Source organism: Corynebacterium belfantii, from assembly GCF_041898185.1.
In the GTDB taxonomy this organism is placed as follows: Bacteria; Actinomycetota; Actinomycetes; order Mycobacteriales; family Mycobacteriaceae; genus Corynebacterium; species Corynebacterium belfantii.
The window spans coordinates 1262852-1284781 of record NZ_CP157823.1 but is presented as its reverse complement, the minus strand read 5'-3'; the positions used below and the strand labels follow the sequence as shown (position 1 = coordinate 1284781).

The window sequence follows — 21930 nt, the reverse complement described above, 5'->3', positions numbered from 1 at the left end:
ACAATCCTTAGAGACATTGATACCAATAAATCGGTCAAGTTTTAGGGCTTTACATAATGGCGGTTACACCTTCCCTACAAGGTAGATACACATCACGATTGTCTTTGTTGCATAGCTAGTTGTATTCTCAAACATGGATTGTTACTTCGGGCAAGACCTAGGACGCTTAATTGCAGCGCCCTAGGTCTTTTCTGGTTTCTAGGATTTTAAAGAGATCGAGCCCATCCATAAATGAAAGGAAAAGCGAATGTCTACGCAAACCCGCGAAGATACCGCTCGGGCCATCCTTGATGGCATCGGTGGTGCGGGCAACATTACGGCGTTTACACACTGTGCAACTCGCCTGCGTTTCGAACTTGCCGACGCCTCTAAGGTTGATAAAGCAGCCCTTGAGTCCATCCCTAAGGTCATGGGTGCGGTCCCACAAGGCGGCCGCAATTATCAGGTCGTTATTGGTGGCGATGTAGCCAACGTCTACGACGACATGACGCATCTCCCTGAGATGAAGTCTGTGACTCCCTCAGATGCCGACATCAAGGCTGCTGCTCGCGCAAAGTCTAAGGGCAAACTGCCATGGATGGACTCCTTCTTTGAGTACCTATCCGACTCTTTCCGTCCAATTCTGGGCGTTCTGCTGGGCGCTTCCCTCATTATCGCGTTTACCGCTGTGCTCGATGCATTCCACATCGTCGACTTCCGTGCAGCCGACAAGTCGGCTTCTTGGGTCTTTGTCGATGCGATGTGGCGCTCGGTCTTCTACTTCCTGCCAGTCATGGTGGCCTTCAACGCGGGTAAGAAACTGCGTATCGACCCGTGGGTTCCAGCCGCCATTATGTTTGCGCTATTTACCCCAGAGTTCCTTGGCCTTAAAGAGAGCTCTACTGCGGAATGCGTGACCAACGCAGCCCTGGGCACCGAAACCTGCCACGCTCCAATCTTCGGCATCAACATGACTTTCCCCGATTACGGCGGAAACGTCTTCGTGCCATTGATTATGGCCGCTGTCGCTGCAATTGTTTACAAGGGCTTCCAGAAAGTCATCCCTACCGCAGTTCACATGGTTTTCGTACCATTCCTGACTTTGGTCATTATGATTCCTGTGACCGCCTTCATCATCGGCCCATTCGGTACTTGGGCAGGTAACGGTATCGGTCTTGGCTTGTCCTGGATGAACGAAAACGCACCATTCGTCTTCGCTCTTGCTATTCCACTGCTATACCCATTCTTGGTTCCACTCGGTCTGCACTGGCCTCTGAACGCCTTGATGCTCATCAACATTCAGACCTTGGGCTACGACTTCATTCAAGGCCCTATGGGTACTTGGAACTTCGCCTGCTTCGGTGCTACCGCTGGCGTCTTGGCACTGTCCATCCGCGACAAGGACACGGTGATGCGTCAGACCGCTGGCTCTGCTCTTGCAGCAGGTCTTCTCGGCGGCATCTCCGAGCCTTCCCTCTACGGTATTCACCTCCGCTTCAAGCGCGTGTACCCACGTATGCTCGCCGGCTGTTTTGCAGGTGGCTTGACCATCGCTGTATTGTCCACCATCTTCGAACCAGTAACCACCAAGGCCTTCGTCTTTACTTCGATCCCAACCATGTTCGTGTTTAACCCAGCGTGGATCTACATGGTTTCGATCTTGGTCGCTTTCACCGTGGCATTCCTCGCCATCTTCATTACCGACTATCGCACCGCAGAAGAAAAAGCAGAATTCTTCGCTCGTCGCGACAACGCTGACGGCGTTCCCGCAGCAACAGTCCCTGCCGCTACTACCCCAGAGCCTGCAGCTGTCGCTGCTAATCCTGCTGGCGAGTGCAAAGTCGGTTCCCCTATCACCGGCGAAGTACTCCCTATGACAGAAATTGCCGATCCTGTATTTTCCGCAGGCACACTAGGCGACGGCGTTGGAGTTAATCCAACGGCTACCGCTGGCGCCGACACAGAGGTTTATTCACCAGTCTCCGGCACTGTTAAATCTGCCATGAAGTCCGGCCATGCTTACGGAATTAAGACAGATGACGGCGTCGAGGTTCTCGTTCACATCGGAATTGATACCGTTCAGATGAAGGGCGAAGGATTCACTCCTGCAGTCCAAAAGGGCGACCGCGTCGAAGCAGGACAAAAACTGGCAACTGTTGATTACGACAAGGTCCGCGCTGCAGGATATGGCACCACCATCGTCGTTGCAGTTACCAACACAAAGGCAATGAAGGCCGTAACCCCAACTGGCGTCAAGCATGCCAGCGCGGGTGACACCATCTTCACTGTTACGCAATAAACTGATCATTCGATACGGTCCCCCTGTTATAGGGCAGCCTTCGATGTCACTTAGAGCCAAGAGCAGGGTCGTTTCCTTTCAAGGAAGCGGCCCTGCTTTAGAATGAATACTCATGCAAATTCTGCGCGTTTTTAACAACAATGTGGTTCTCGCCCGTCGTGGCGATGAAGAGGTCATTGTGACCGGCCGCGGCCTGGGATTCCAAGCTAAGACTGGAGATGACGTCGACCCCACAAAGGTAGTACGCGTTTTCGTGCCTGCTGATGGTCGAGATCCAGACCACTCCGCGCTCATGCTTGCCGCTATTCCTGGTGAATACATTCGGTTGGTACTCGAAGCCATGGAGCGCGCTGGTTTGTCAGAAAAACTACGCAGCACACTCACTCTCGTGATTGCCTTAGCCGATCACGTACATGCGGCATCGACTCGTACCAAATCAGTTGAGTATCCACTAGAGGCAGAGGTTCGTCACCTTTACGCCGAAGATTTTCATAGTGCGCAGCGTTTGCTCAAAGAAATTAACTCCGAGTTACAACGTCCTCTCGATGAAGCGGAGGCAATCGCATTAACACTCCACCTTGTTAATGCTGGTTTTTCCGTAGGAGATCTATCTGGAACGTATCGGATGACCGGCCTTATTGAACAGCTCTTGGAGATTATCGGCGGTTTTTATGGAACGACACTGAGCGGAGAAGATATTTCCGTCGCCCGTTTTATTACCCATCTGCGCTATCTTTTCGTCCGCATGGCCGAGCACAAACAGCTTGATTCGCCTACAGCACGGGTAGCAAGCACGATTGCCGAGCAATACCCGACCGCAGCTCAATGTGCCGAAGCTCTTTCGGCCATTATTGAATTACGCATGAATGCCCCTCTAACCGCAGAGGAAGTATCTTATCTCACCTTGCATGTCGTTCGTCTCGGCGCAGACAATCGCTAGGTAATTGTCATAGCAATTCTTGTGTCAGTCGTCACAAGTAGTAGATATTCTCCACAGAGGTCATAACCACTAACTAAAGTGGTTACTACATGGAAGTGTTGGATTAAGGCCATACGGGGAGATTACCGCGTCAGTTTGGCAAGGTCGAATGCTTTCACCCGCAAAGACCAGTGCTCCTTATATGACGCGGACGGTCGCTATGTCGAAGGACCTCAGATAGTGCTTTATCTTCTCATAGCCCTCATTTCCTTCGCCGCAGTGATGTACCTAATTATCAAGAAAGTCAACGCTGCTGCTTCGATTTTCTTCGTGGGTGTACTCCTTCTTATGATTGCGGCTATTTCTGGGAAAGCCGAACCGTCAGTAGAAATCAAACCATCTGGTAATAGTTTTTACGATGAGTTGCTTGTCATCGAGGCACTTTTCAAATCCAGGTTTTCTGGTATTGGCATGGCCATCATGGTGCTCTTTGGTTTTGTCTCCTACATGCGCACAATCGGTGCCGACGCCAAAGCAGTCGTTCTTTTGTCCGCACCCCTCCAAAAAATGCGCGGTTCTTACTGGATGGTACCGATCGGTTTTACCATTGGAACTGCGTTGTCTCTGATTGTGCCATCAGCGTCCGCACTTTCCCTGCTATTGGTCGCTACCCTATTACCAGCACTCGTCGCAGCTGGTCTTACCCCACTCACCGTGGCCGCTATCATCGTCACCTCATCAACCATCGTAGCTACACCTTTGGAAGCTGGACTTATCCAAGGTGCTGATCTCGTGGGTATGCCAATTTCAGAATATGTGTACGGCAACGTTGCTAAGGCCACTATTCCAACTCTTATGATCACCGCTTTTGTCCACATGGCTTGGCAACATCATTGCGACAAAGTAGACGCACGCAAATCAGCACTTCCCACAAGTGATAGCCCTTCGATTAAGCATGACACGTCAGCAGTTGACGACGCGCTCCGGCGTGCCGCCGGCCTCCCCGCATACTATGCCCTCCTTCCCTTGCTTCCGCTCCTTCTCATTTTGGTGACAGCCGTCTTACATCGCGCAGACCTACTATCTTTTGAAGCTGGCATTTTGCCGGTGACAATTGTGTCACTATTCATTTCGCTGATAATCGAAGCCATCCGGCATCGTTGCCTCATGAATGCGCTAGAAACAGTGAAGCTCTTTTTTAAAGGCATGGGAGAAGGCGCTGCGGGCGTGGTCGCGCTATTGGTTGCAGCTGCGGTACTCGTCGAGGGTGTAACCCAGCTAGGCGTGATCGATATGCTGATTAATGCTACTGAAGGATCCTCTGGCGCTGCTGTGATTATTATTTTGGCATTCGTTGCTTCAACAGCACTCATGTCAGCTTTAACGGGATCTGGCACCGCCCCTTACTTCGCATTCTCTGAAGTCGTACCGTCACTTGCAGCCCAGACTGGTGTTCTCCCCGTTCAAATGCTTACGGCAATTTGGGGAACGTCGAATTTGATGCGCCAGGTGTCCCCCGTCAATGCGGCAGTCATTATTGTTTCGACTGCGATTAATGTCAGCCCTATCAAACTCGTCAAACGTACATCTGTACCAATGATTGTTGCCACGATTTTGAACGTTGTGTTTGCGTTCCTTTTCATTCACGTTTAGTACGCCATACGACATATAAAAAGGTGGGGATCCTAGCGTATTTTGCTAGGATCCCCACCTTAAAGGCTTCTAATCAGTACTGATTAGTTACCAGTAAGCTTCTCGCGCAGAGCAGCGAGCTGCTCGTCGGAAGCCAAGGAGCCACTTTCTGCCTCGGTGTTAGCTGCGGCCGGAGCTGCCTCAGCGGACTCAGAGGAGTAGTTGGTAGCTTCGCCTGTTGCTGCAGCTTCAGCGGCCGCAACACGGTTCTTCTCGATTTGAACAGTGTGCAGCTGGAAGCGACGCTCGGACTCAGCGTAGCGAGCCTCCCAAGACTGACGCTGCTCGTCGAAGCCTTCGAGCCATTCGTTGGTCTCTGGATCGAAGCCCTCAGGGAAGATGTAGTTGCCCTGCTCGTCGTAGGAGTCAGCCATTCCGTACTTGGAAGGATCAAACTCTTCGGTGTAGTCCTCGTCAGCCTGCTTGAGGGACAAGGAGATGCGACGGCGCTCAAGGTCGATGTCGATAACCTTGACCATTGCCTCGTCACCGACGTTAACAACCTGGTCTGGAACCTCAACGTGGCGCTGAGCCAGCTCGGAGATGTGAACCAAGCCCTCGATGCCCTCTTCGACACGAACGAACGCACCGAATGGAACGAGCTTGGTGACGCGACCTGGAACGATCTGGCCGACAGCGTGGGTGCGTGCGAATACGCGCCATGGATCTTCCTGAGTTGCTTTCAGGGAGAGGGAAACACGCTCGCGGTCGAGATCGACGTCGAGAACCTCAACGGTAACCTCGTCACCAACGGTGACAACCTCAGATGGGTGATCGATGTGCTTCCAAGACAGCTCGGAAACGTGAACGAGGCCGTCGACACCGCCGAGATCGACGAATGCGCCGAAGTTGACGATAGAGGAAACGACACCCTTGCGGACCTGACCCTTTTGCAGCTGGTGCAGGAACTCGGAGCGAACCTCAGACTGGGTCTGCTCAAGCCATGCACGACGGGACAGGACAACGTTATTGCGCTGCTTGTCCAGCTCGATGATCTTTGCTTCGATCTGCTGACCGATGTAAGGATCGAGGTCGCGAACACGACGCATCTCAACGAGAGATGCAGGCAAGAAGCCACGCAGTCCGATGTCGAGGATGAGGCCACCCTTGACAACCTCGATAACGGTACCGGTAACTGGCTCGTCCTTCTCCTTGAGCTCCTCGATAGCGCCCCATGCACGCTCGTACTGTGCACGCTTCTTGGAAAGGATCAAACGGCCTTCCTTGTCCTCCTTGGTGAGGACAAGTGCGTCGATCTGGTCGCCGACTTCGACAACCTCATCTGGATCGACGTCATGCTTGATGGACAGCTCGCGGGAAGGGATAACACCTTCGGTCTTGTATCCGATGTCAAGCAAAACCTCATCATGGTCAACCTTGACCACGGTGCCCTCGACGATGTCACCATCGTTAAAGTACTTGATGGTTGCGTCGACTGCAGCGAGGAAATCCTCAGCGGTTCCGATGTCGTTAATCGCAACCTGAGGGACGTTGTTGGTTGGCATATGTATAAATGCTCCGAAAATAATGTAGGAATCGTTGATGGACAGGAACGCGTCTCTCAAAACACCACATAACCTTGGCGTTTGATCCCACTAGAGTTACAGTGCCACCCTCCTACTAAGGCAACCTGCAACTTAAGCACAGACACGCTGTGACAACAATAGTGCATAATCCCAGTTAGATCAAGCAGTTTGAATAGAAAAGAATAATCAATGATGAACTTCTCCCATAAAGACCGCCACAACAATCAAGAAATCTCAGACGCCAATCGAGATTGGTGGGATTCAGATGCCCAGCGTTACCACAACGACCATGCGGCATATCTCAATGGATTTCATTGGTGCCCAGAAATGCTCGCAGAACGTGAGGCACACCTATTAGGAGATATTTCAGGACTAAACGTTTTAGAGATCGGATGCGGATCTGCCCCATGTTCTCGCTGGCTATTCGATAATTATGACGCCTTTGTTACAGGGTTTGACCTTTCGATGGGCATGCTTAGACATTCTCCTACCGATGTACCTCTCACACAGGCCGACGCTATAAATCTTCCCTATAAAGACAGCAGCTTCGATATAGCATTTTCAGTTTTTGGTGCTTTCCCCTTCATAGAAAATTTAGGACCAGTATTAAAAGACATTGCACGCTGCCTTAAACCTCATGGCAAATTCGTATTTTCTACAAACCATCCCATGCGATGGATTTTCCCAGACGATCCCACCGAAGTCGGATTATGTGCTGAGCTGTCTTATTTTGATCGAAGTTACATAGAACGCGATAAGAACGGCAAAATAACCTACGCAGAATTTCATCGCACTATGGGCGATTGGATCGAACTTCTCAATACCTCTGGATTCATAATAGATCGTCTGATTGAACCAGAATGGCCCACCAATCTCACTGAAACATGGGGCCAATGGTCACCACTGAGAGGTCGGATCTTTCCTGGAACAGCTATTTTTGTAACGCATTGCCGTTAGCCCGTGAATGAATTCCACACTCAGCCACGGGCTCAATTCCAGCTTGGAATTAATGCGCAGCTTCTTCCCAGTTAGTACCGACACCTGCAGAAACCTCCAGCGGTACGCGCAGTGAAATAGCGGCGTCCATTTCTTCTTCTACAAGTTGTTGAACCTTTTCTTGTTCACCTGAAGCTACCTCGACCACTAATTCGTCGTGGACTTGAAGTAGCACCCTCGATTGGCAGTTTTCGGCGGTAAGGCGGGCGTCGACACGAAGCATTGCAATCTTAATAATGTCTGCTGCTGTGCCTTGAATTGGAGCATTCAATGCAGCTCGTTCGGCATTTTCACGTGCCACTCGATTATCTGAAGAAAGCTCCGGCAGGTAACGTCGACGGCCAAACAAAGTCGATGTGAACCCATCCTTTCGGGCTTGTTCGACCACTTGGTCAAGATATCGCTTTACCCCTCCGAATCGTTCGAAGTAGCTTTCCATGATCACTTTGGCTTCACCAGCAGGGATGTTTAATTGTTGGGAAAGACCAAATGCAGAAAGCCCATAGACCAACCCATAGCTCATCGCTTTAACTCGGCGACGTAGTTCAGGAGTTACTTGATCAACTGGCACATCGAAGACCTTCGAACCCACGTAATTGTGGAGGTCCTCGCCCGTTTGATAAGCCTCAATCAAACCTGGATCCTCAGAAAGATGCGCCATCACACGCATCTCAATCTGCGAATAGTCTGCCGTCAGCAGAGACTCATACCCTTGTCCTACAACAAAAGCTGAGCGAATTTTCCTTCCTGCTGGAGTACGTACAGGAATGTTTTGCAGGTTTGGTTCCGTTGAGCTTAAACGACCAGTTGAGGCGACTGTCTGATTAAACGTAGTGTGAATACGACCGTCATCTCCGACTGCTTTGATGAGGCCGTCTAGAGTGGTTTTCATCTTTTGGAACTCGCGATGTGCCAAGAGATGATCAAGGAACGGATGTGGATTTTTAACAGCCAGCGATTCTATTTCTTTTGCTGCCGTGGAGTATCCAGTCTTGGTCTTCTTAGTCTTAGGAAGCCCTAATGTATCAAATAAAACTACTTGAAGCTGCTTTGGGCTCGACAGATTTAGAGTCTCATCTCCCGCGAGTTCCCGAGCAGCGCTTTCTTCTTCTCTAACCTGCTCAACAAATGCGTCTCGCTGTTCCCGCAATGTGGCCACATCAACGCAAATTCCAGTTGCCTCCATGCGCGCCAACACGCCAACGAGCGGAAGCTCCATTTCCCGATAGAGCTCATACGCGTCGATAGCCTGTAGTTGCACAGTAAGTGATTTGCTTAGTTCCAAAATCGCTACAGCATTGTCAACAAGTTCTTGAGCATCAGGTGCGTCAAGCAACGAGAGTTGACCGCTCTCGCTAGAGCCGCCGCCTAGTTGACGTTGCAAATGGCGCTGATACACGTCTTTCAGATCATACGTGCGCTGGCCAGGGCGCAATAAGTACCCCGCAATTGCAGTATCATGCTCAATGCCGTTGAGAGTGTAGCCCCTGCCTGCGAGCATATGAAATACAGCTTTAGCTTCATGTAGGTATTTAGGCGAATCACTAGCAATCCACTGCGCAAATGCTTGGTCGTCATCGGCGTCAAGGTCACCGAAATCAAGTGCTACAGCATGAAATTGCTTATCGACGATCGCCGCCGACTCAGCATCACCACTAGCGGGACTACCATGACCTCGCACATACAAAGCCAGCGACTGTCCAGCACGATTGGCAAGCCATGATGCTAGTTTTTCATGGTCGATGACGACTTCAGGCTTGTCTTCTACAGACTCTTCAGAGACGTTCCCCTGCGCATCAACTGCATGGATCACTCGATCGCGGAGATTCAATCCAAATTCAAGTTCATCAAACTTAGATACAATTGCCGAAGCATCAGCGGGTTTGCGCTCGAGCTGATCTGGAGCATAAGGAAGTTCGAGATCCTTGACCATCTCAGTCAAAGTGCGATTCATACGCACCTGATCTAAACACTCTCGGAAGCTATTACCAGCTTTGCCCTTAATCTCATCGGCATGAGCAAGCAAGGAATCCAGATTTCCATATTGGACAATCCACTTTGTAGCGGTTTTCTCACCAACACCTGGGATATTAGGCAAATTATCCGAAGGATCTCCTCGCAATGCCGCGAAATCTGGATACTGTACTGGAGTTAATCCGTATTTTTCTTCCACCGCTTCTGGGGTGAAACGATGAAGAACGGATACACCACGCATGGGATACAGCACCGTGGTTGATTCGTTTACTAGTTGGAAAGAATCGCGATCACCAGTAACGATATACGTATCAAAACCAAGCGGGCCCGCTGCGGTAGCCAACGTAGCGATGATATCATCCGCCTCAAAGTTTTCTTTTTCCAAGGTGGTGATTCCCAAAGTCTCTAGGACCTCTTTAATAATTTCCACCTGTCCCTTGAATTCTGGTGGCGCAGCTTCACGCTGCGCTTTGTATTCAGGGAACATCTCGGTTCGAAATGTTTGGCGGCCAACGTCGAACGCAACTGCTACGTGGGTTGGCTTTTCTTCAACGAGCAGAGACGACAACATCGACAAAAATCCGTAAACGGCATTCGTCGCCTGTCCACCCGATGTAGAGAAGTTCTCCGCAGGCAGCGCGTAAAACGCACGGAAGGCCATCGAGTGGCCGTCGATAAGCATGAGTCGATTCGCATTGAAAGTCACGATGGCCAGTGTAACGAGTACATCTAACATTTGCCCGAATCCACCCTCCGAACAGGCGATTTGGCATAAACCCACCTAGATGGTCTATAGTTCTTTCCAGCGCCCCTGTATCCCAATTGGCAGAGGAAACGGATTCAAAACCCGTGCAGTGTGAGTTCGAGTCTCACCAGGGGCACCAATAATTACGGGGGCTTCCGTTTATTCGGACAAAACGTTCCGTAAACCTCCCCCGGTAAGCACGATGCTGTGCGAAACGACAAAAACCGGCCCTACCGCAGGTAGAGCCGGTTTTTCGTGTTCTCAGGCCGCGTGGTGGCGCGTTAGTTTATGCCACTTCCTGGTCGGAATTTTGGAGGAAATCGTCACCGTCGCCGGAGGAAAAGTCGGATACAGATTCATCACTAAGCGGGTCGAACCGTGGGTCAAAGGGGTCGGTCCCGTCTATCTGGTCAAGCTCGATTCTGTTGTGATACGCGCTGATCTTTCCCAGGTTGGATGACACCGCCCCGAGCGCGATCATGACTGCCGTGGACGCATACCCGCGAACTGGTCGATTGGACGTAGAGCCGATGGCGCAGCCTGCGTTCTCCCCCTCCATCGTTTTCATGTGCGCGTTGGTCGATTCGATGGCGTTGCGGCACAGTGCGTACATTCTCCGGTGTTCGCGCGAGCCAAAGACAAGTTCGTCTTGACGGAAGCGCTCGCCTTCTGCGTCGGGGATTGTGAGTGAGCACCCATTGGTGCAAATTTTGCCGGGTGCTCGGCGCACCGCAGGGGACGGTAATACAGTGAGCAAATCAGGACGGGCGTCCGAGCTTCCCCTCAACCAGCGGGCACGACACCGTCGGGCTGGCTCCCCGCGCAGGACAAATATAGGACACTGCCTTGTTCTTCTTGCACTTTGGGCGTAGGCGGTAAGTCTCACGCTGAGCAATCAGCTTGTCATATTCCTGTTCACTGATCTCGCCTTTCGTCGCAGTGCGCTCGCGTCGATCGGGTCTGCTCATTGCGGTGCTCACGCCCGAGCTAGGGGCCAGGCTCGTGGGCGGGTCTGGGTACCTGCGCTTTTCCTCGTCCCCTGCACACCCTGATGATGTGAGCTAGACTACAACTGCACCGAACGAGCGCATCCCCCGAGCGCGAGGGTGCGACCAAGTGGCCCCGAGTGCGTGCGGCCCACCACCGACCTGCCTAATCCCCCTGGCAGGTCGGTGGTCTTTTCCTTCCCTCGCCCGCTTGTTCGAGGCGTTCGGGCGAGGTGTCCGGGGCCCGTGCCATACTTGCGACCATGATGACAACTCACGAGTCCGACCGACTCGACCCACGGATCGCTCAATTCAAGCAAGAGATGTTCTCACTTGCGACCGGCATAGCCAATGCAGCCAACGGTATAGGTATTTCCTACCCGGCATGGGACTTGAAGGTTAGAGAACAGGTCAATAAGAACCTTGACCCTGCCATTAGCAATGTCGCACGATTGCCGGACGAATTGGCACGGACCATCATGCAGGTTGCCGGTGCGCACCTGCACCAGATCGGTCAACTCATGCGAAGCGAGTTCACCACTCCAGCGACCGTCGCACCCCTAGCTCGCTCGGCGCTGGAAAACATCGCGCTATTGCTCTACATTAACCGCCCCGAGGACACACCAGAGGAGCGTACTGTTCGAGCAGCGCGCGCGATCAAATATGGCATGAACAGGGGATAAAGTACACACCATGCCCGGACTTGTTGAGCTGTATGACGGACTCAACACGGTGGTTCAGCGCTATACCAAGAAGAATGTCATCCCCGAACTCAAGACCGAAGATGTCAAGTATGACGCAATGGTGAAAGAGACACTGGGTGAGCTGATCGGTGAGGACTTGTACGGCGAGCTGTGCAGCTACACTCACCACAATGCGTGGCGTGCGTTCTACCAGTTTCTCGCTGCAAACGAGAACCCAACACAACTCGAACTAGACAGCCTCCGCTTCGCCTACCGCGCGTCAATGGCCGTAGCGGGTGGGGCGCTGGTGCTGAGCAACTACCGAGACACGGAAGGTTCCGAAAAATATCTCTCCCATATCAACGAGTCCATCGCACTTGTGCAGGCGCTGGGCCAAAGGATTGAGTCCTACGTAGACAGCTTGGTCGTAGGCCCAGCCCCCTCCTAGTAGCCCTACACAAGCACAACCTGTAGCAGGCCCGCAGCCCACCCCCGGGGCCGGTCCCAAACACAAGGGGACATTCCACCGAAAAACAGCCCGGACCTGCTACGATGATGAAAACACACCACTGTTATTTACTTAGGGAGCACCATGTCACCGACACCTGAGCAGATCGCCCATGCTCGCAGCACCACGGCCAACGCCGTATGGAACACCGCAGACAGGTATTTGCGCTGTGTGGTTGAGCCGGAAGAATACGGCGACTACATCATCCCGTTCGCTGTGCTGCGACGAATCGAGTGCATGTTGGCGGACAAGCGCGAAGCCTTTGACAGGATGTACGAGACCATGTCCAAGGGTAGGACCGTGGACGTCAACCCGCGTATGCTCAGCCTTCGCGCCTTGCACGAGCTGGACCTGCCGTTCTACAACACGTCCCCGCTCGATTTGAAAGCCATCGGCAGCAACGACGACAACGTGGACACCGCCCTCAACACTTACCTCGACTCCTTCTCTTACAACCTGACCGACATCTGGCGCGCGTTCAAGTTCTACGACAAGATCGACACCCTCCAGGGCGCGGGCCGGCTCTTCGGCGTAGTACAGCACTTCGCAGGTATCGACATGCACCCTGACCTGCTCCCCGACACTGCGATGGGCGACATGTTCGAGGACATCATGTACCGCGCGTTCAACACCAAGGGTAAGGGCGCGGGCGCGTTTTACACCCCGCGTGACGCGATCTCCCTCATGGTGGACATCCTGTTCTCCTCCGATGACACGGGTCTGTCCGGTGACTCCCCCAGCCGCACCATCTACGACCCATGCGCCGGAACCGGTGGCATGTTGCTGGTGGCCAAGAACGAACTCAAGGCCCTCAACCGCAACGTGCAGGTCTCGCTCCACGGCCAGGAACTGATGGACTACGCCTACGGTATTGGTAAGGCCGATCTGATTATGCTCGGCAACAAGCCCGAGTCCATTCTCCAGGGCGACACCCTAGTGGGCGACCGGTTCGAGGACCAGACCTTCGATTACATCCTCACCAACCCGCCGTACGGCTCCGACTGGTCCGCCGTATATGACGAGGTCTCACGCGAAGCCGCGCAGGAAGGCTCCCGCTTTAGCCACGGCCTACCCGCCAAGTCCGATGGACAAATGCTGTTCCTGTCCCACGTCGTGCACAAGCTCACCCCCGCCACCGGTGACACCGGTGGCGGGCGTGCGGGTATTGTCCTCAACGGCTCGCCACTGTTCACGGGCGCTCCCGAGTCCGGGCCCGACCGTATCCGCGCCTGGCTACTCAACGAGGACCTGGTGGACGCGATCATCGCCCTGCCCACCTCCATGTTCTACGGCACCGGCATTGCCACCTACATCTGGATATTGGATAAGAACAAGGAGCCACACCGCCGGGGCAAGATTCAGCTCATTAACGCAGCCGACCAGTGGTCCCCGATGCGTAAAGGTATGGGTGACAAGCGACGTGAGCTTTCCCCGAAGGATCGTGAGATCATCACCAAGGCGTACGCAGCTTTCGAGGAGTCCGATATTTCCAAGATCGTCACCGCAGACGACCTTGGGTTCAAAGACGTGCCGGTCTACCGACAGGAGCGATACATCGCGGTGTTTTCCGACGAGGCGGTGGAGCAAGCCCGCGCCCACAAGTCCTTCACCGACGCACACGTCGAGGTCATGCGCGAAGCAGACGGCACGACGTGGAATGACCTACCTGACCTGCTAAAAACCAAAGCTAAGGTACGCGGACTCAAAATGCCCGTCGGCCTCATCACAAAAATCATGCAGGCCATGGCCGTGCATGACGACGCCGCCCCCGCCGCAGTCGATCACAAAGGAAACCCGGTCTCCGTTGCAGGCTGGAAGATGACCGAGCGCATCCCGCTGACCGAGGACGTGGACGAGCACATGCGCCGCGAGGTCTTGCCGTTTGCACCGGACGTGACCTGGGACGAGTCCGCAGCCAAGATCGGCTACGAGATTCCGTTCACCCGCCTGTTCTACGTGCCGGAGGAGGTACGTCCCCTGGCCGAGATCGACGCCGATGTCCAGCAGGTCATGGGTGAGCTGATGGACATGTTCCAGGAGGTGAAGCGGTAATGGAGACCACTTTTCAGCAGATTCCCTTGTGGTCTCAAGTTGAGTTCGTAGCAGACAAAGCGCCTGCACGCGATTTTCGAGTCTCGCTAGAAGATATTGAGTCAGGTACGGGACACCTCATTGCAGGAGAACTAGCCAATTACGACGCCGACGGTATCCCCTTTGAGCAAGGAGACATCCTGTTTGGCAAACTCAGGCCCTACCTGGCCAAGTTCTACCACGCGCCCCAGCCAGGTACAGCGGGCGGTGACATCCATGTGTACCGCCCGCTCCCGCACGCTCACCCAAGGTTCATTTACTACGTTGTATCCTCCGGCTCTTTTGTCGGACATGCCAGTGTTTCCACCACGGGCGTGAAGATGCCGCGTACCGACTGGGCAGCACTCCGAAGGTTTCCCGTCCCCCTCCCACCGCGCGACACCCAACGTGCCATCGCAGACTACCTCGACCGCGAAACCAGCGAGATTGACGCGATGCTGGACAAGCTCAATGGTCTGGGCCGGTTGCTGGAGGAACGTTTCAGGCAGCAACTCGTTGTGGCTATTCGAGGGACGGACGCACCTCTGGTCAGTCTTGGAGCAGTATCCGACATCGCACTCGGAAAGATGATTCAGCCGAACCGCAAGAATGAAACTGACGTGCACGCACCTTATCTACGTGCTGCACACGTTCAGCCTGGTGGCCGACTCGATTTTGATGTTGCCGACCAGAAGATGTGGTTTGTACCTGACGAACTCGCTCGCCTCAATCTTCGCCGCGGAGACGTTGTTGTAGTCGAGGGCGGGGCTGGCTTCGGGCGCCCGGCATACCTTGACCACGATCTTGAGGGTTGGGGGTTCCAAAACTCCATTAACCGGGTACGTCCCTTCCCGGAAAAGGTACTTGGGAAGTTTATTTACTACGCCATGCACCTGGCATTAGTCTCAGGCGAGATCGAGCTGGAAGTCAGTACAGCAACCATTCCGCACTTCACTGCGGAAAAGGTTGCCAGGTTCCGTATCCCCCTCCCACCACTGGACGAGCAGGAGCGCATAGTCCAGCACCTGGACGAGACCACCGCACGTATCGACGCAATGCTGGCTAAGACCAAAGAACTGAAAGACCTGCTCACCGAGCGCAGGTCTGCCCTGATTACCGCCGCCGTCACCGGACAGATTGAGGTGCACTAAGCCATGAACCACACACTTGAACACGGGTTTGAAACCGCCATCTGCCAGCACCTATCAACCTCCGGCTGGACGTACGTGGACGGGGCACGCGACACCGGGTTCGACCCCGACCTCGCCCTGTTCCCCGGGGACGTACTGGACTGGCTCGCCACCCAGTACCCGACCGAGTACGCCAAAGTTTGCCCACCGGACCTGGGCGAGGTGGCGACCAAGGCCGCGCAACACCGCCTGCTGACCTACCTGTCCAAGCTGCTCGGTAAAGCGCCGCAGAAGAACCACACCAAGGGCGGCACCATCGGCGGCCTGCTCGGTGTGCTGCGCGACGGGTTCAGCTACATGTCCGCAGGCCACGGTAAAGCCACGTTCGGCCCAATGGCCGGGTTCTACCCCACCAACCCACTGCTGACCGAGGTGACCGAGCGTGCGGACGCGAACCGACTGCGTGTTATCCGGCAGGTGCATTTTGACACCCGCCCGGGCAACAACGAGACCATCGACCTGGTACTGCTGCTCAACGGTATCCCGGTAGCCACGCTGGAACTCAAGACGGACAACACCCAGACCATCGAGGACGCTGTCCGCCAGTACAAGAAGGACCGCAAACCGGGTAAAACCCGCACCCTGTTGCAACCAGGCCGGTGCCTTGTTCACTTTGCCGTGTCCAACTCCGAGGTACAGATGGCCACTGTCCTGGCCGGGGACAAGACCATCTTCCTGCCCTTTAACCAGGGCAACGGCGAGCAGGCAGGCAACCCACCGTGCGAGGACGGGTCTGAGACCTCGTACCTGTGGAGGGACGTGCTCCGACCCCGCAGCCTGCTCCAGATTCTGTCCACCTACGCCATGTGGCAACCGGCGGATAGGGGCGGGTACCTGGTGTCCCCCCGCTTCCACCAGCGTCGCGCGGTGGAAAACGTCATCCGCGATATCGAGACTGAGGGCGTGGGCAAGCGCTACCTGATTCAGCACTCCGCGGGCTCGGGCAAGACCAAGACCATTGCGTGGCTGGCTCACCGCCTAGCCCGGCATTTTAGCGGTGAGACCAAGACGTTCGACTCGATCATCATTATCTCCGACCGACAGGTGCTCGACCGCAACCTCGCGGACGAGATCAAGCTCCTGCCCGCGTCCGCTGGCCTGGTCGTGAACGTGGACGCGAAACAGGGCGCGAAGTCACCGCAACTGTCCGCGGCCCTGCGCGAGGGCGGACACATCATCACCTGCACATTGCAGACCTTCCCCGTCGTGAAACAGTTGCTGGACGGGGACAAGGACATGGCAGGCCGTCGGTGGTGCGTGATCGTGGACGAGGCGCACTCGTCCCAGACCGGCAAGTCCAGCTCGGCGCTGAAAGAGTTGCTGGCGCAGGCTATCGGCGCTGAAGTTGCCGACCTCGATGAAGCCGCGGACACAGACTCACCAGTTGAAGCACAACTGGATAAGGCGCTCGATGCCCACCGATCACCGGTTGAGAAGCAAATTGAGGCTGTGCTTGCAGCCCAGGACCGGGCGGCGAGCTCGGCCACGAACGTGACCTTTGTGGCGTTCACGGCCACGCCGAAGCCCAAGACCATGCGTATTTTCGGCACGTACGACCCCGAGACGGACACACGCTCGGCGTTCGACCACTACACCATGGCCCAGGCCATCCAGGAGGGCTTTATCCTGGACGTGCTCACCAACTACACCACCTACAGCAACTACATCCGTATCGCGGACTCGATGAACCGCGACGAGATGGTCAGCAAGGGCGAGGTCGTGGGCGAGATCGTGCGGTTTGCGCGGGAGCACCCGACCAACATTGCCCAGAAGGTGGCGGTGGTGGTCAACCACTACCGCGAGAATGTGGCAGGTCTGCTCGGCGGTCAGGCCCGCGCGATGGTGGTGGCGGCCACGCGCGAGTCCGCGTTCCACTGGTGTCACGAGATGAACAAGTACATTGCCAAAAACAACTGGCAGGACGAGTTCAAAACCCTTCTCGCCTACTCCGGCTCGCTGGATATTGCAGCCCCGCGCGAGCCACAGCGCACCCCGGACATGAACGACGAGCAGTTCGCAGAGCTGATGGAGGATTATCAGCTCGACCTGGCATTGCGCGAGGGACGTGCCACCGCTGACGGGGTGTACACCGAGGCGTCGTTCAACGGCCTGTCCGACACCGAGGGCGCGTACAAGGACTCCGACGGCGCGTACCGCGTCCTGATCGTGGCAAATAAGTTCCAGACTGGGTTCAACGAGCCACGGCTGTGTGCGATGTACGTGGACAAGAAACTCTCAGGCGTGGCCACCGTCCAGACCCTGTCCCGTCTCAACCGCACCTACCCGGGCAAGACCGCACCGATGGTGGTGGACTTCGCCAACGACGCAGAGTCCATCCTGGCGGACTTCAAGCAGTTCTACACGGCCGCGACCTTGGCCGGGGACGTGGAACCATCTGCCTTGTTCGAGGTGGCCGAGCGCATTGACGGGGCCGGCTTCTACACCGACGCTGATATCGACGCTGTGGCCGCAGCGGTGGTGGGCGATGACGTAGACCACGAGACCTTCCGCTCGCACATCTCCCCCATCGTCCAGCGCTGGAACGATGGTCTACGTGCAGCGCGTATGTCCGGCAACGAGGACGAGGTGAATCGTCACAAGGCGTTTCGTACCGACCTGCACACGTATGTGAGGTCCTGGGAGTTCCTGTCGCAGATCGTCAACTTCGAGGACACGACCATGCGCAAGCGGGCAATCCTGTCCACCTACCTGGCCCGCAACCTGCACTTGGGGCTGTCCGATGTCATCGACGTGTCCACCGTTGACATCATCGGTGTGGCCGTGGTGCCGAAGTCGGTGGCCGAGAACCTGGGTCTGACGGACGGGGACGGGCAACTGGAGGTGCCGACCCTGGGCGGCGGAACCGCGGCCGCGGACTCGGACCTGGGTATCGCTTTTACCGAAGCCGTAGACGAGGCCAACGCCATCCTCACCGCAGCCGGTATCCCCGCGTCCAACAAGGCGGTGCGCGGGTTCGTCATGCAGGTGTGGGGCACGCTGGCTCCGAACGAGGACGTGGCCAAGATGGCCGCAGAAAATACGGTCAGCCAATTGGAGCACGCGCCCGGGTTTGAGAAGGCCGTGGTCGGTGCATTGATCGAGGTCATGAACGAGTCGCGTGAGATTCAGGAACTGTTCCTGGGCGATGACGTCTCGCTCAAGGCCCTGAACAAGGTGCTGGCACATCTGGCCCACCGCGCGGTGAGTGAGCAGTAGTGGGACACGGAAAATGCAGGTAGAACGGCAAAAGAGCAAGTTACACTACCCGGGAGAAAGCACATGGCACACATATCAGCGGGCAGTGAAGAAGGCACAGTCGGCCGCAACTGAGCTGGAGCGGCAGACCATCCTGCGCAGCGCGCGGCACCGGTACTGGACGGCCATCGGGAAGATACACAAGGTGGCCGTAGATACCACCCGCGAGCCCGTGAACCCGGCCAAGGTCCACCCGATCACTGGCCAGCGTCACCAGTCCAACAACACCCGATACGCGGGCACGCCCGGGCGCAAGCGCAACATCAAAAACGTCGCGCGTGTACGCCGGATTGGGTGATAGACGGGCAGTCCCAATCAGGGGTGCAACAGGGGCGAAGTAAACAAAAAAGTAGCCCTACCAAAGGTAAGGCTACTTCAAAGGGACAGCCGGTCGCAAGACCCGTCTCCTTCTTCGGAACATACCTTGCAGCAGGGCTACGAGGTACACCCAGACAGCTGGGTTTATCCGGTACGTCCCTTATATTAAGTGAACAGTGCCCATACTTCAACACACTCGGTAACCTAGGCGAAAAAGTAACCTCAAAATGACCACTTCTTCGGATATGCGCTCCCTCTTGTCAACTATTCCCACCGCGCGTGCCAACTCCTACAAAGACTGTGCCAGGACACACGCCGACCCGTCGGCTCTTTACCTGTGGGGGATTGATCTTTCGGGCGCACTACAGGAACTTCTCGGCATGGTGGAGGTAGCGGTCAGAAACACAATCGACGAACAACTTCGTTCATTCGCGGTTTCCCAGTCCGTCGCGTCAGGTGAATGGATACGTGAGGTCAGTCAGTTACCTTATCTTTCAGATATTACGTTCCGTAACGGTGGGAAAATAGTGAAATACTCCCAACTTAATAACGGCGTACGGAAACAAGTTAGCGGGAGGCTTGCTGGTCACCCCCGACTAACTCACCACACAAACCACGATGACCTGTTATCCCAAATCATGTTTGGAACATGGGGAGCGATGTTGCCCGACAAGGGAGACACACGTCCTCAACATGTGACGCAGGCTGTCGATGAACTTTGGAAGGCCGCACTCAAAGACGCTTTTCCAAACAAGATACCGACCCCACGGCGACTAAGTAAGGGGCAAAAGATCGGTGAACATGTCAGAGTGTGCGCGACATTGAGAAATCGTGTTAATCATTTTGACTCACTTCTCAATATTGACGTTCCCGAGCTTGTGGAATGTACAGTTTCACCACTTCTTCAAGCGATCTCAGGTACTGTCCACTCCGCTGTTCTCGCTCATTCACGCGTCCCACATGTGTGGTCACGTAGGCCAGTGCCATTGACGGGACAGACACTTGACCTAATGAAAATAAGCAAATTCTGCTGATGAAAACGGGGGCAAACGTTGGTGCTTGACGCTCGCGCGTGGGACCTGTTCTACTTGATGTGACAGACCTTGTTCCAGCTTATGTTCCAGCCCTTGTTCTGGGCCTGGTTCCCCGCCCTCGGGTGGGTGGCCCAATGCCAAACATTCCCAAAAGCCAGGTCAAAGAATACGCCCCACCCATGGGTGGGTGACCCCTACAAACGCGGTGACATGGAGACATGCGCCCGCTTCCCCGCTCTCGGGCGGGTGACTCCGGTAGAGAACGGCAACAATCTACCCGTAGTTTTCCCCCGCTTCCGAGCGGGTGACTCCGAACCCCAGGAACCGCACAACGCCCTGACCGCGTTCCCGTCCTAGGACGGGTGCACTGGCCCCGACCGCCCCACCACCTTGCGCCATGGGACAAATCAGCCGGCCCCGTGGGATAGCCCTTCACACAGTGCACCGCGGTCGGTGGTCAAGGAGCTGGGTCAAGCCCTCTGCCCGTTCCCTCCAGTAGCCGCGTTCTTCTTCGATGTGAGTCATCGACATGAGCCAGTAGCGAACTCACCACCATCAGTGCCTGCACGCAGTTTCGTTTCGAGTACTGCTTCTTGCTCACTGCGTGGGTGCTGGGGTGGCGCCCGTAATCGTGAGGAATTTTATCTTCCAATTTACGGTCGAATCGGAAGTGGACGTTGCGTATCGGAAACCACACCAGTGACGCGCGCATGGTGAGCTCGTCCTCTAGCTCAACTTGATTCTTTTCACGATCAGGCTGGTACGAGGTGATACCCAACTGGTATTTTTTACTGCCCCCAAAGGGGTTCTGTTGGTAGGACATTGTATCGAGCAGGACCGTCAACATTGCCTGTGCCGACTTCGTTTGTCCAGCACGAATTGAGTTTATTGCGTCATCAACGAACTCACGGTACTCAAATAGCCCGTCCCAGGAGATACCTTCCATCACCGCTTCACAGTCGTCCACAATGTTGTTGAACTCGTGCCCAAGTATGTTGCGCACTGCTTGCTTGTTTTCGGCGCGCAGCAGACGCGCAGCGATACGTGCACGGGGAACATACATCAGTGGAACCCCGTGTGCCTGCACAAATTCTAGAACGTCTTCAAGCGTGTACTCGCTGTCGAGCTCGACCAGGTTAGCAGGAAAGAAGATCGCGCGCAGCGAAGGCATACTTTGCTGCTTGATCGCTTTGTCAAAGATCGACCGCACAGACTCCTGCAAGCCCGCAAAGTGCTTTTCCATATGCCCCATGGCCATGTCTTGTATCGACCGGCCCGACAGGGCCCACTCAGCGTTTGAGGCCAGCGACCCTGTGGCTGCTCCAATGAGCTTGTCCGAGCGTGCCCATGACTTCATAGCGTCTGCTGCTTGGGGTATGACAGAGCCTGTGCTCTTGATTCCTAGCGCGGCCGCACCCAACGGGTCCCGAGCCTTGTCCGCTACCGATTTCATTAGGAGCTGGTCAGCCCCTATCGCGGAAGCGGCCATGAGCTTGGTGTAGTTGTTTCCCAAGAAGTTGGGCTCAGGACCGAGCGCTTTTAGAAGTGACATTGACGCGCTTTTCGCCGCTGCTGCCTCGATGGACTGGTAAAACGAGTCGAGCATGTGCTGCCCAATTAGCTGAGCCGAGTTTGTCCCTAAAGCGACTCTAAACAGGTCATCGGAGATGTAGCGATTCATAGCTTCAAACTTACTGTGATTGCGCAGAACAGTTGTGGCCTAAAGCCACGAGCCATAGATGGTTTGGATAAGGGA

The 21930-nt window shown here is 55.1% G+C and carries 15 protein-coding genes and 1 tRNA gene; 11 read left to right on the top strand and 5 right to left on the bottom strand.

The features are described 5' to 3' along the window. Window positions 1–247: 247 nt before the first annotated feature. The 3 genes from ABMV07_RS06490 (at window position 248) to dcuC (ending at window position 4850) form a co-directional block, all read left to right on the top strand. Entirely contained in the window at window positions 248–2278 is a 2031-nt protein-coding gene (locus ABMV07_RS06490) for a glucose PTS transporter subunit IIA (RefSeq protein ID WP_088267789.1), read from the top strand. Between the two features lie 112 nt (window positions 2279–2390). Then, complete coding sequence (locus ABMV07_RS06485) at window positions 2391–3218, top strand: PRD domain-containing protein (protein WP_196977384.1); 828 nt, start codon at window positions 2391–2393, stop codon at window positions 3216–3218. A gap of 219 nt (window positions 3219–3437) precedes the next feature. Next, the gene (gene dcuC, locus ABMV07_RS06480) at window positions 3438–4850 is read left to right on the top strand and encodes a C4-dicarboxylate transporter DcuC (protein ID WP_088267791.1); all 1413 of its coding nucleotides are present in this window, start codon (window positions 3438–3440) and stop codon (window positions 4848–4850) included. 83 nt (window positions 4851–4933) lie between these two features. Here dcuC and rpsA read toward each other — a convergent pair whose 3' ends face one another. Then, window positions 4934–6394 carry a 30S ribosomal protein S1 gene (gene rpsA, locus ABMV07_RS06475; RefSeq protein WP_088267792.1) on the bottom strand — a complete coding sequence of 487 codons (1461 nt, stop codon included), beginning with the start codon at window positions 6392–6394 and terminating at the stop codon, window positions 4934–4936. A 210-nt stretch (window positions 6395–6604) separates the two neighbouring features. Here rpsA and ABMV07_RS06470 point away from each other — a divergent pair, with 210 nt between their 5' ends. Further along, a complete protein-coding gene (locus ABMV07_RS06470) occupies window positions 6605–7372 on the top strand; it encodes a methyltransferase domain-containing protein (protein ID WP_374064986.1) in 768 nt (255 codons plus the stop codon). A 49-nt stretch (window positions 7373–7421) separates the two neighbouring features. Here the strand turns inward: ABMV07_RS06470 and polA are convergent, their stop codons facing one another. Further along, window positions 7422–10121 carry a DNA polymerase I gene (gene polA, locus ABMV07_RS06465; RefSeq protein ID WP_374064985.1) on the bottom strand — a complete coding sequence of 900 codons (2700 nt, stop codon included), beginning with the start codon at window positions 10119–10121 and terminating at the stop codon, window positions 7422–7424. 71 nt (window positions 10122–10192) lie between these two features. On the opposite strand from polA, the gene ABMV07_RS06460 reads away from it, so the two are divergent. After that, window positions 10193–10269, top strand: a tRNA-Leu gene (locus ABMV07_RS06460). Window positions 10270–10416: 147 nt separating this feature from the next. Here the strand turns inward: ABMV07_RS06460 and ABMV07_RS06455 are convergent. Together ABMV07_RS06455 and ABMV07_RS06450 are read right to left on the bottom strand one after the other, a co-directional pair. Beyond that, entirely contained in the window at window positions 10417–10860 is a 444-nt protein-coding gene (locus ABMV07_RS06455; protein ID WP_374064984.1) for a hypothetical protein, read from the bottom strand. A 28-nt stretch (window positions 10861–10888) separates the two neighbouring features. Further along, complete coding sequence (locus ABMV07_RS06450) at window positions 10889–11098, bottom strand: hypothetical protein (RefSeq protein ID WP_374064983.1); 210 nt, start codon at window positions 11096–11098, stop codon at window positions 10889–10891. A gap of 281 nt (window positions 11099–11379) precedes the next feature. Here ABMV07_RS06450 and ABMV07_RS06445 point away from each other — a divergent pair, with 281 nt between their 5' ends. The 6 genes from ABMV07_RS06445 (at window position 11380) to ABMV07_RS06420 (ending at window position 19120) form a co-directional block, all read left to right on the top strand. After that, the gene (locus ABMV07_RS06445; protein WP_374064982.1) at window positions 11380–11799 is read left to right on the top strand and encodes a hypothetical protein; all 420 of its coding nucleotides are present in this window, start codon (window positions 11380–11382) and stop codon (window positions 11797–11799) included. Between the two features lie 10 nt (window positions 11800–11809). Next, the gene (locus ABMV07_RS06440; protein ID WP_374064981.1) at window positions 11810–12247 is read left to right on the top strand and encodes a hypothetical protein; all 438 of its coding nucleotides are present in this window, start codon (window positions 11810–11812) and stop codon (window positions 12245–12247) included. 144 nt (window positions 12248–12391) lie between these two features. Continuing rightward, the gene (locus tag ABMV07_RS06435) at window positions 12392–14359 is read left to right on the top strand and encodes an N-6 DNA methylase (RefSeq protein ID WP_374064980.1); all 1968 of its coding nucleotides are present in this window, start codon (window positions 12392–12394) and stop codon (window positions 14357–14359) included. Next, window positions 14359–15528: a restriction endonuclease subunit S gene (locus ABMV07_RS06430; RefSeq protein WP_374064979.1), complete on the top strand. Its 1170-nt coding sequence runs from the start codon at window positions 14359–14361 to the stop codon at window positions 15526–15528. The genes ABMV07_RS06435 and ABMV07_RS06430 overlap by 1 nt, the downstream gene beginning before the upstream one ends. Before the next feature lie 3 nt (window positions 15529–15531). Beyond that, window positions 15532–18783 carry a type I restriction endonuclease subunit R gene (locus tag ABMV07_RS06425; RefSeq protein ID WP_374064978.1) on the top strand — a complete coding sequence of 1084 codons (3252 nt, stop codon included), beginning with the start codon at window positions 15532–15534 and terminating at the stop codon, window positions 18781–18783. 85 nt (window positions 18784–18868) lie between these two features. Further along, window positions 18869–19120, top strand: coding sequence for a hypothetical protein (locus ABMV07_RS06420; protein ID WP_148263745.1), 252 nt, complete (start codon window positions 18869–18871; stop codon window positions 19118–19120). A gap of 1511 nt (window positions 19121–20631) precedes the next feature. Here the strand turns inward: ABMV07_RS06420 and ABMV07_RS06415 are convergent. After that, on the bottom strand, window positions 20632–21855 hold the full coding sequence (locus ABMV07_RS06415) for a hypothetical protein (protein WP_374064977.1): 1224 nt from the start codon (window positions 21853–21855) through the stop codon (window positions 20632–20634). Between the last annotated feature and the right edge of the window lie 75 nt (window positions 21856–21930).

Bases quoted from the DNA above. Each gene is read 5' to 3' on its own strand.
- ABMV07_RS06490 (WP_088267789.1), top strand. From the start codon at position 248: ATGTCTACGCAAACCCGCGAAGATACCGCTCGGGCCATCCTTGATGGC.
- ABMV07_RS06485 (WP_196977384.1), top strand. From the start codon at position 2,391: ATGCAAATTCTGCGCGTTTTTAACAACAATGTGGTTCTCGCCCGTCGT.
- rpsA (WP_088267792.1), bottom strand. From the start codon at position 6,394: ATGCCAACCAACAACGTCCCTCAGGTTGCGATTAACGACATCGGAACC.
- ABMV07_RS06470 (WP_374064986.1), top strand. From the start codon at position 6,605: ATGATGAACTTCTCCCATAAAGACCGCCACAACAATCAAGAAATCTCA.
- polA (WP_374064985.1), bottom strand. From the start codon at position 10,121: ATGTTAGATGTACTCGTTACACTGGCCATCGTGACTTTCAATGCGAAT.
- ABMV07_RS06450 (WP_374064983.1), bottom strand. From the start codon at position 11,098: ATGAGCAGACCCGATCGACGCGAGCGCACTGCGACGAAAGGCGAGATC.
- ABMV07_RS06445 (WP_374064982.1), top strand. From the start codon at position 11,380: ATGATGACAACTCACGAGTCCGACCGACTCGACCCACGGATCGCTCAA.
- ABMV07_RS06440 (WP_374064981.1), top strand. From the start codon at position 11,810: ATGCCCGGACTTGTTGAGCTGTATGACGGACTCAACACGGTGGTTCAG.
- ABMV07_RS06435 (WP_374064980.1), top strand. From the start codon at position 12,392: ATGTCACCGACACCTGAGCAGATCGCCCATGCTCGCAGCACCACGGCC.
- ABMV07_RS06430 (WP_374064979.1), top strand. From the start codon at position 14,359: ATGGAGACCACTTTTCAGCAGATTCCCTTGTGGTCTCAAGTTGAGTTC.
- ABMV07_RS06425 (WP_374064978.1), top strand. From the start codon at position 15,532: ATGAACCACACACTTGAACACGGGTTTGAAACCGCCATCTGCCAGCAC.
- ABMV07_RS06415 (WP_374064977.1), bottom strand. From the start codon at position 21,855: ATGAATCGCTACATCTCCGATGACCTGTTTAGAGTCGCTTTAGGGACA.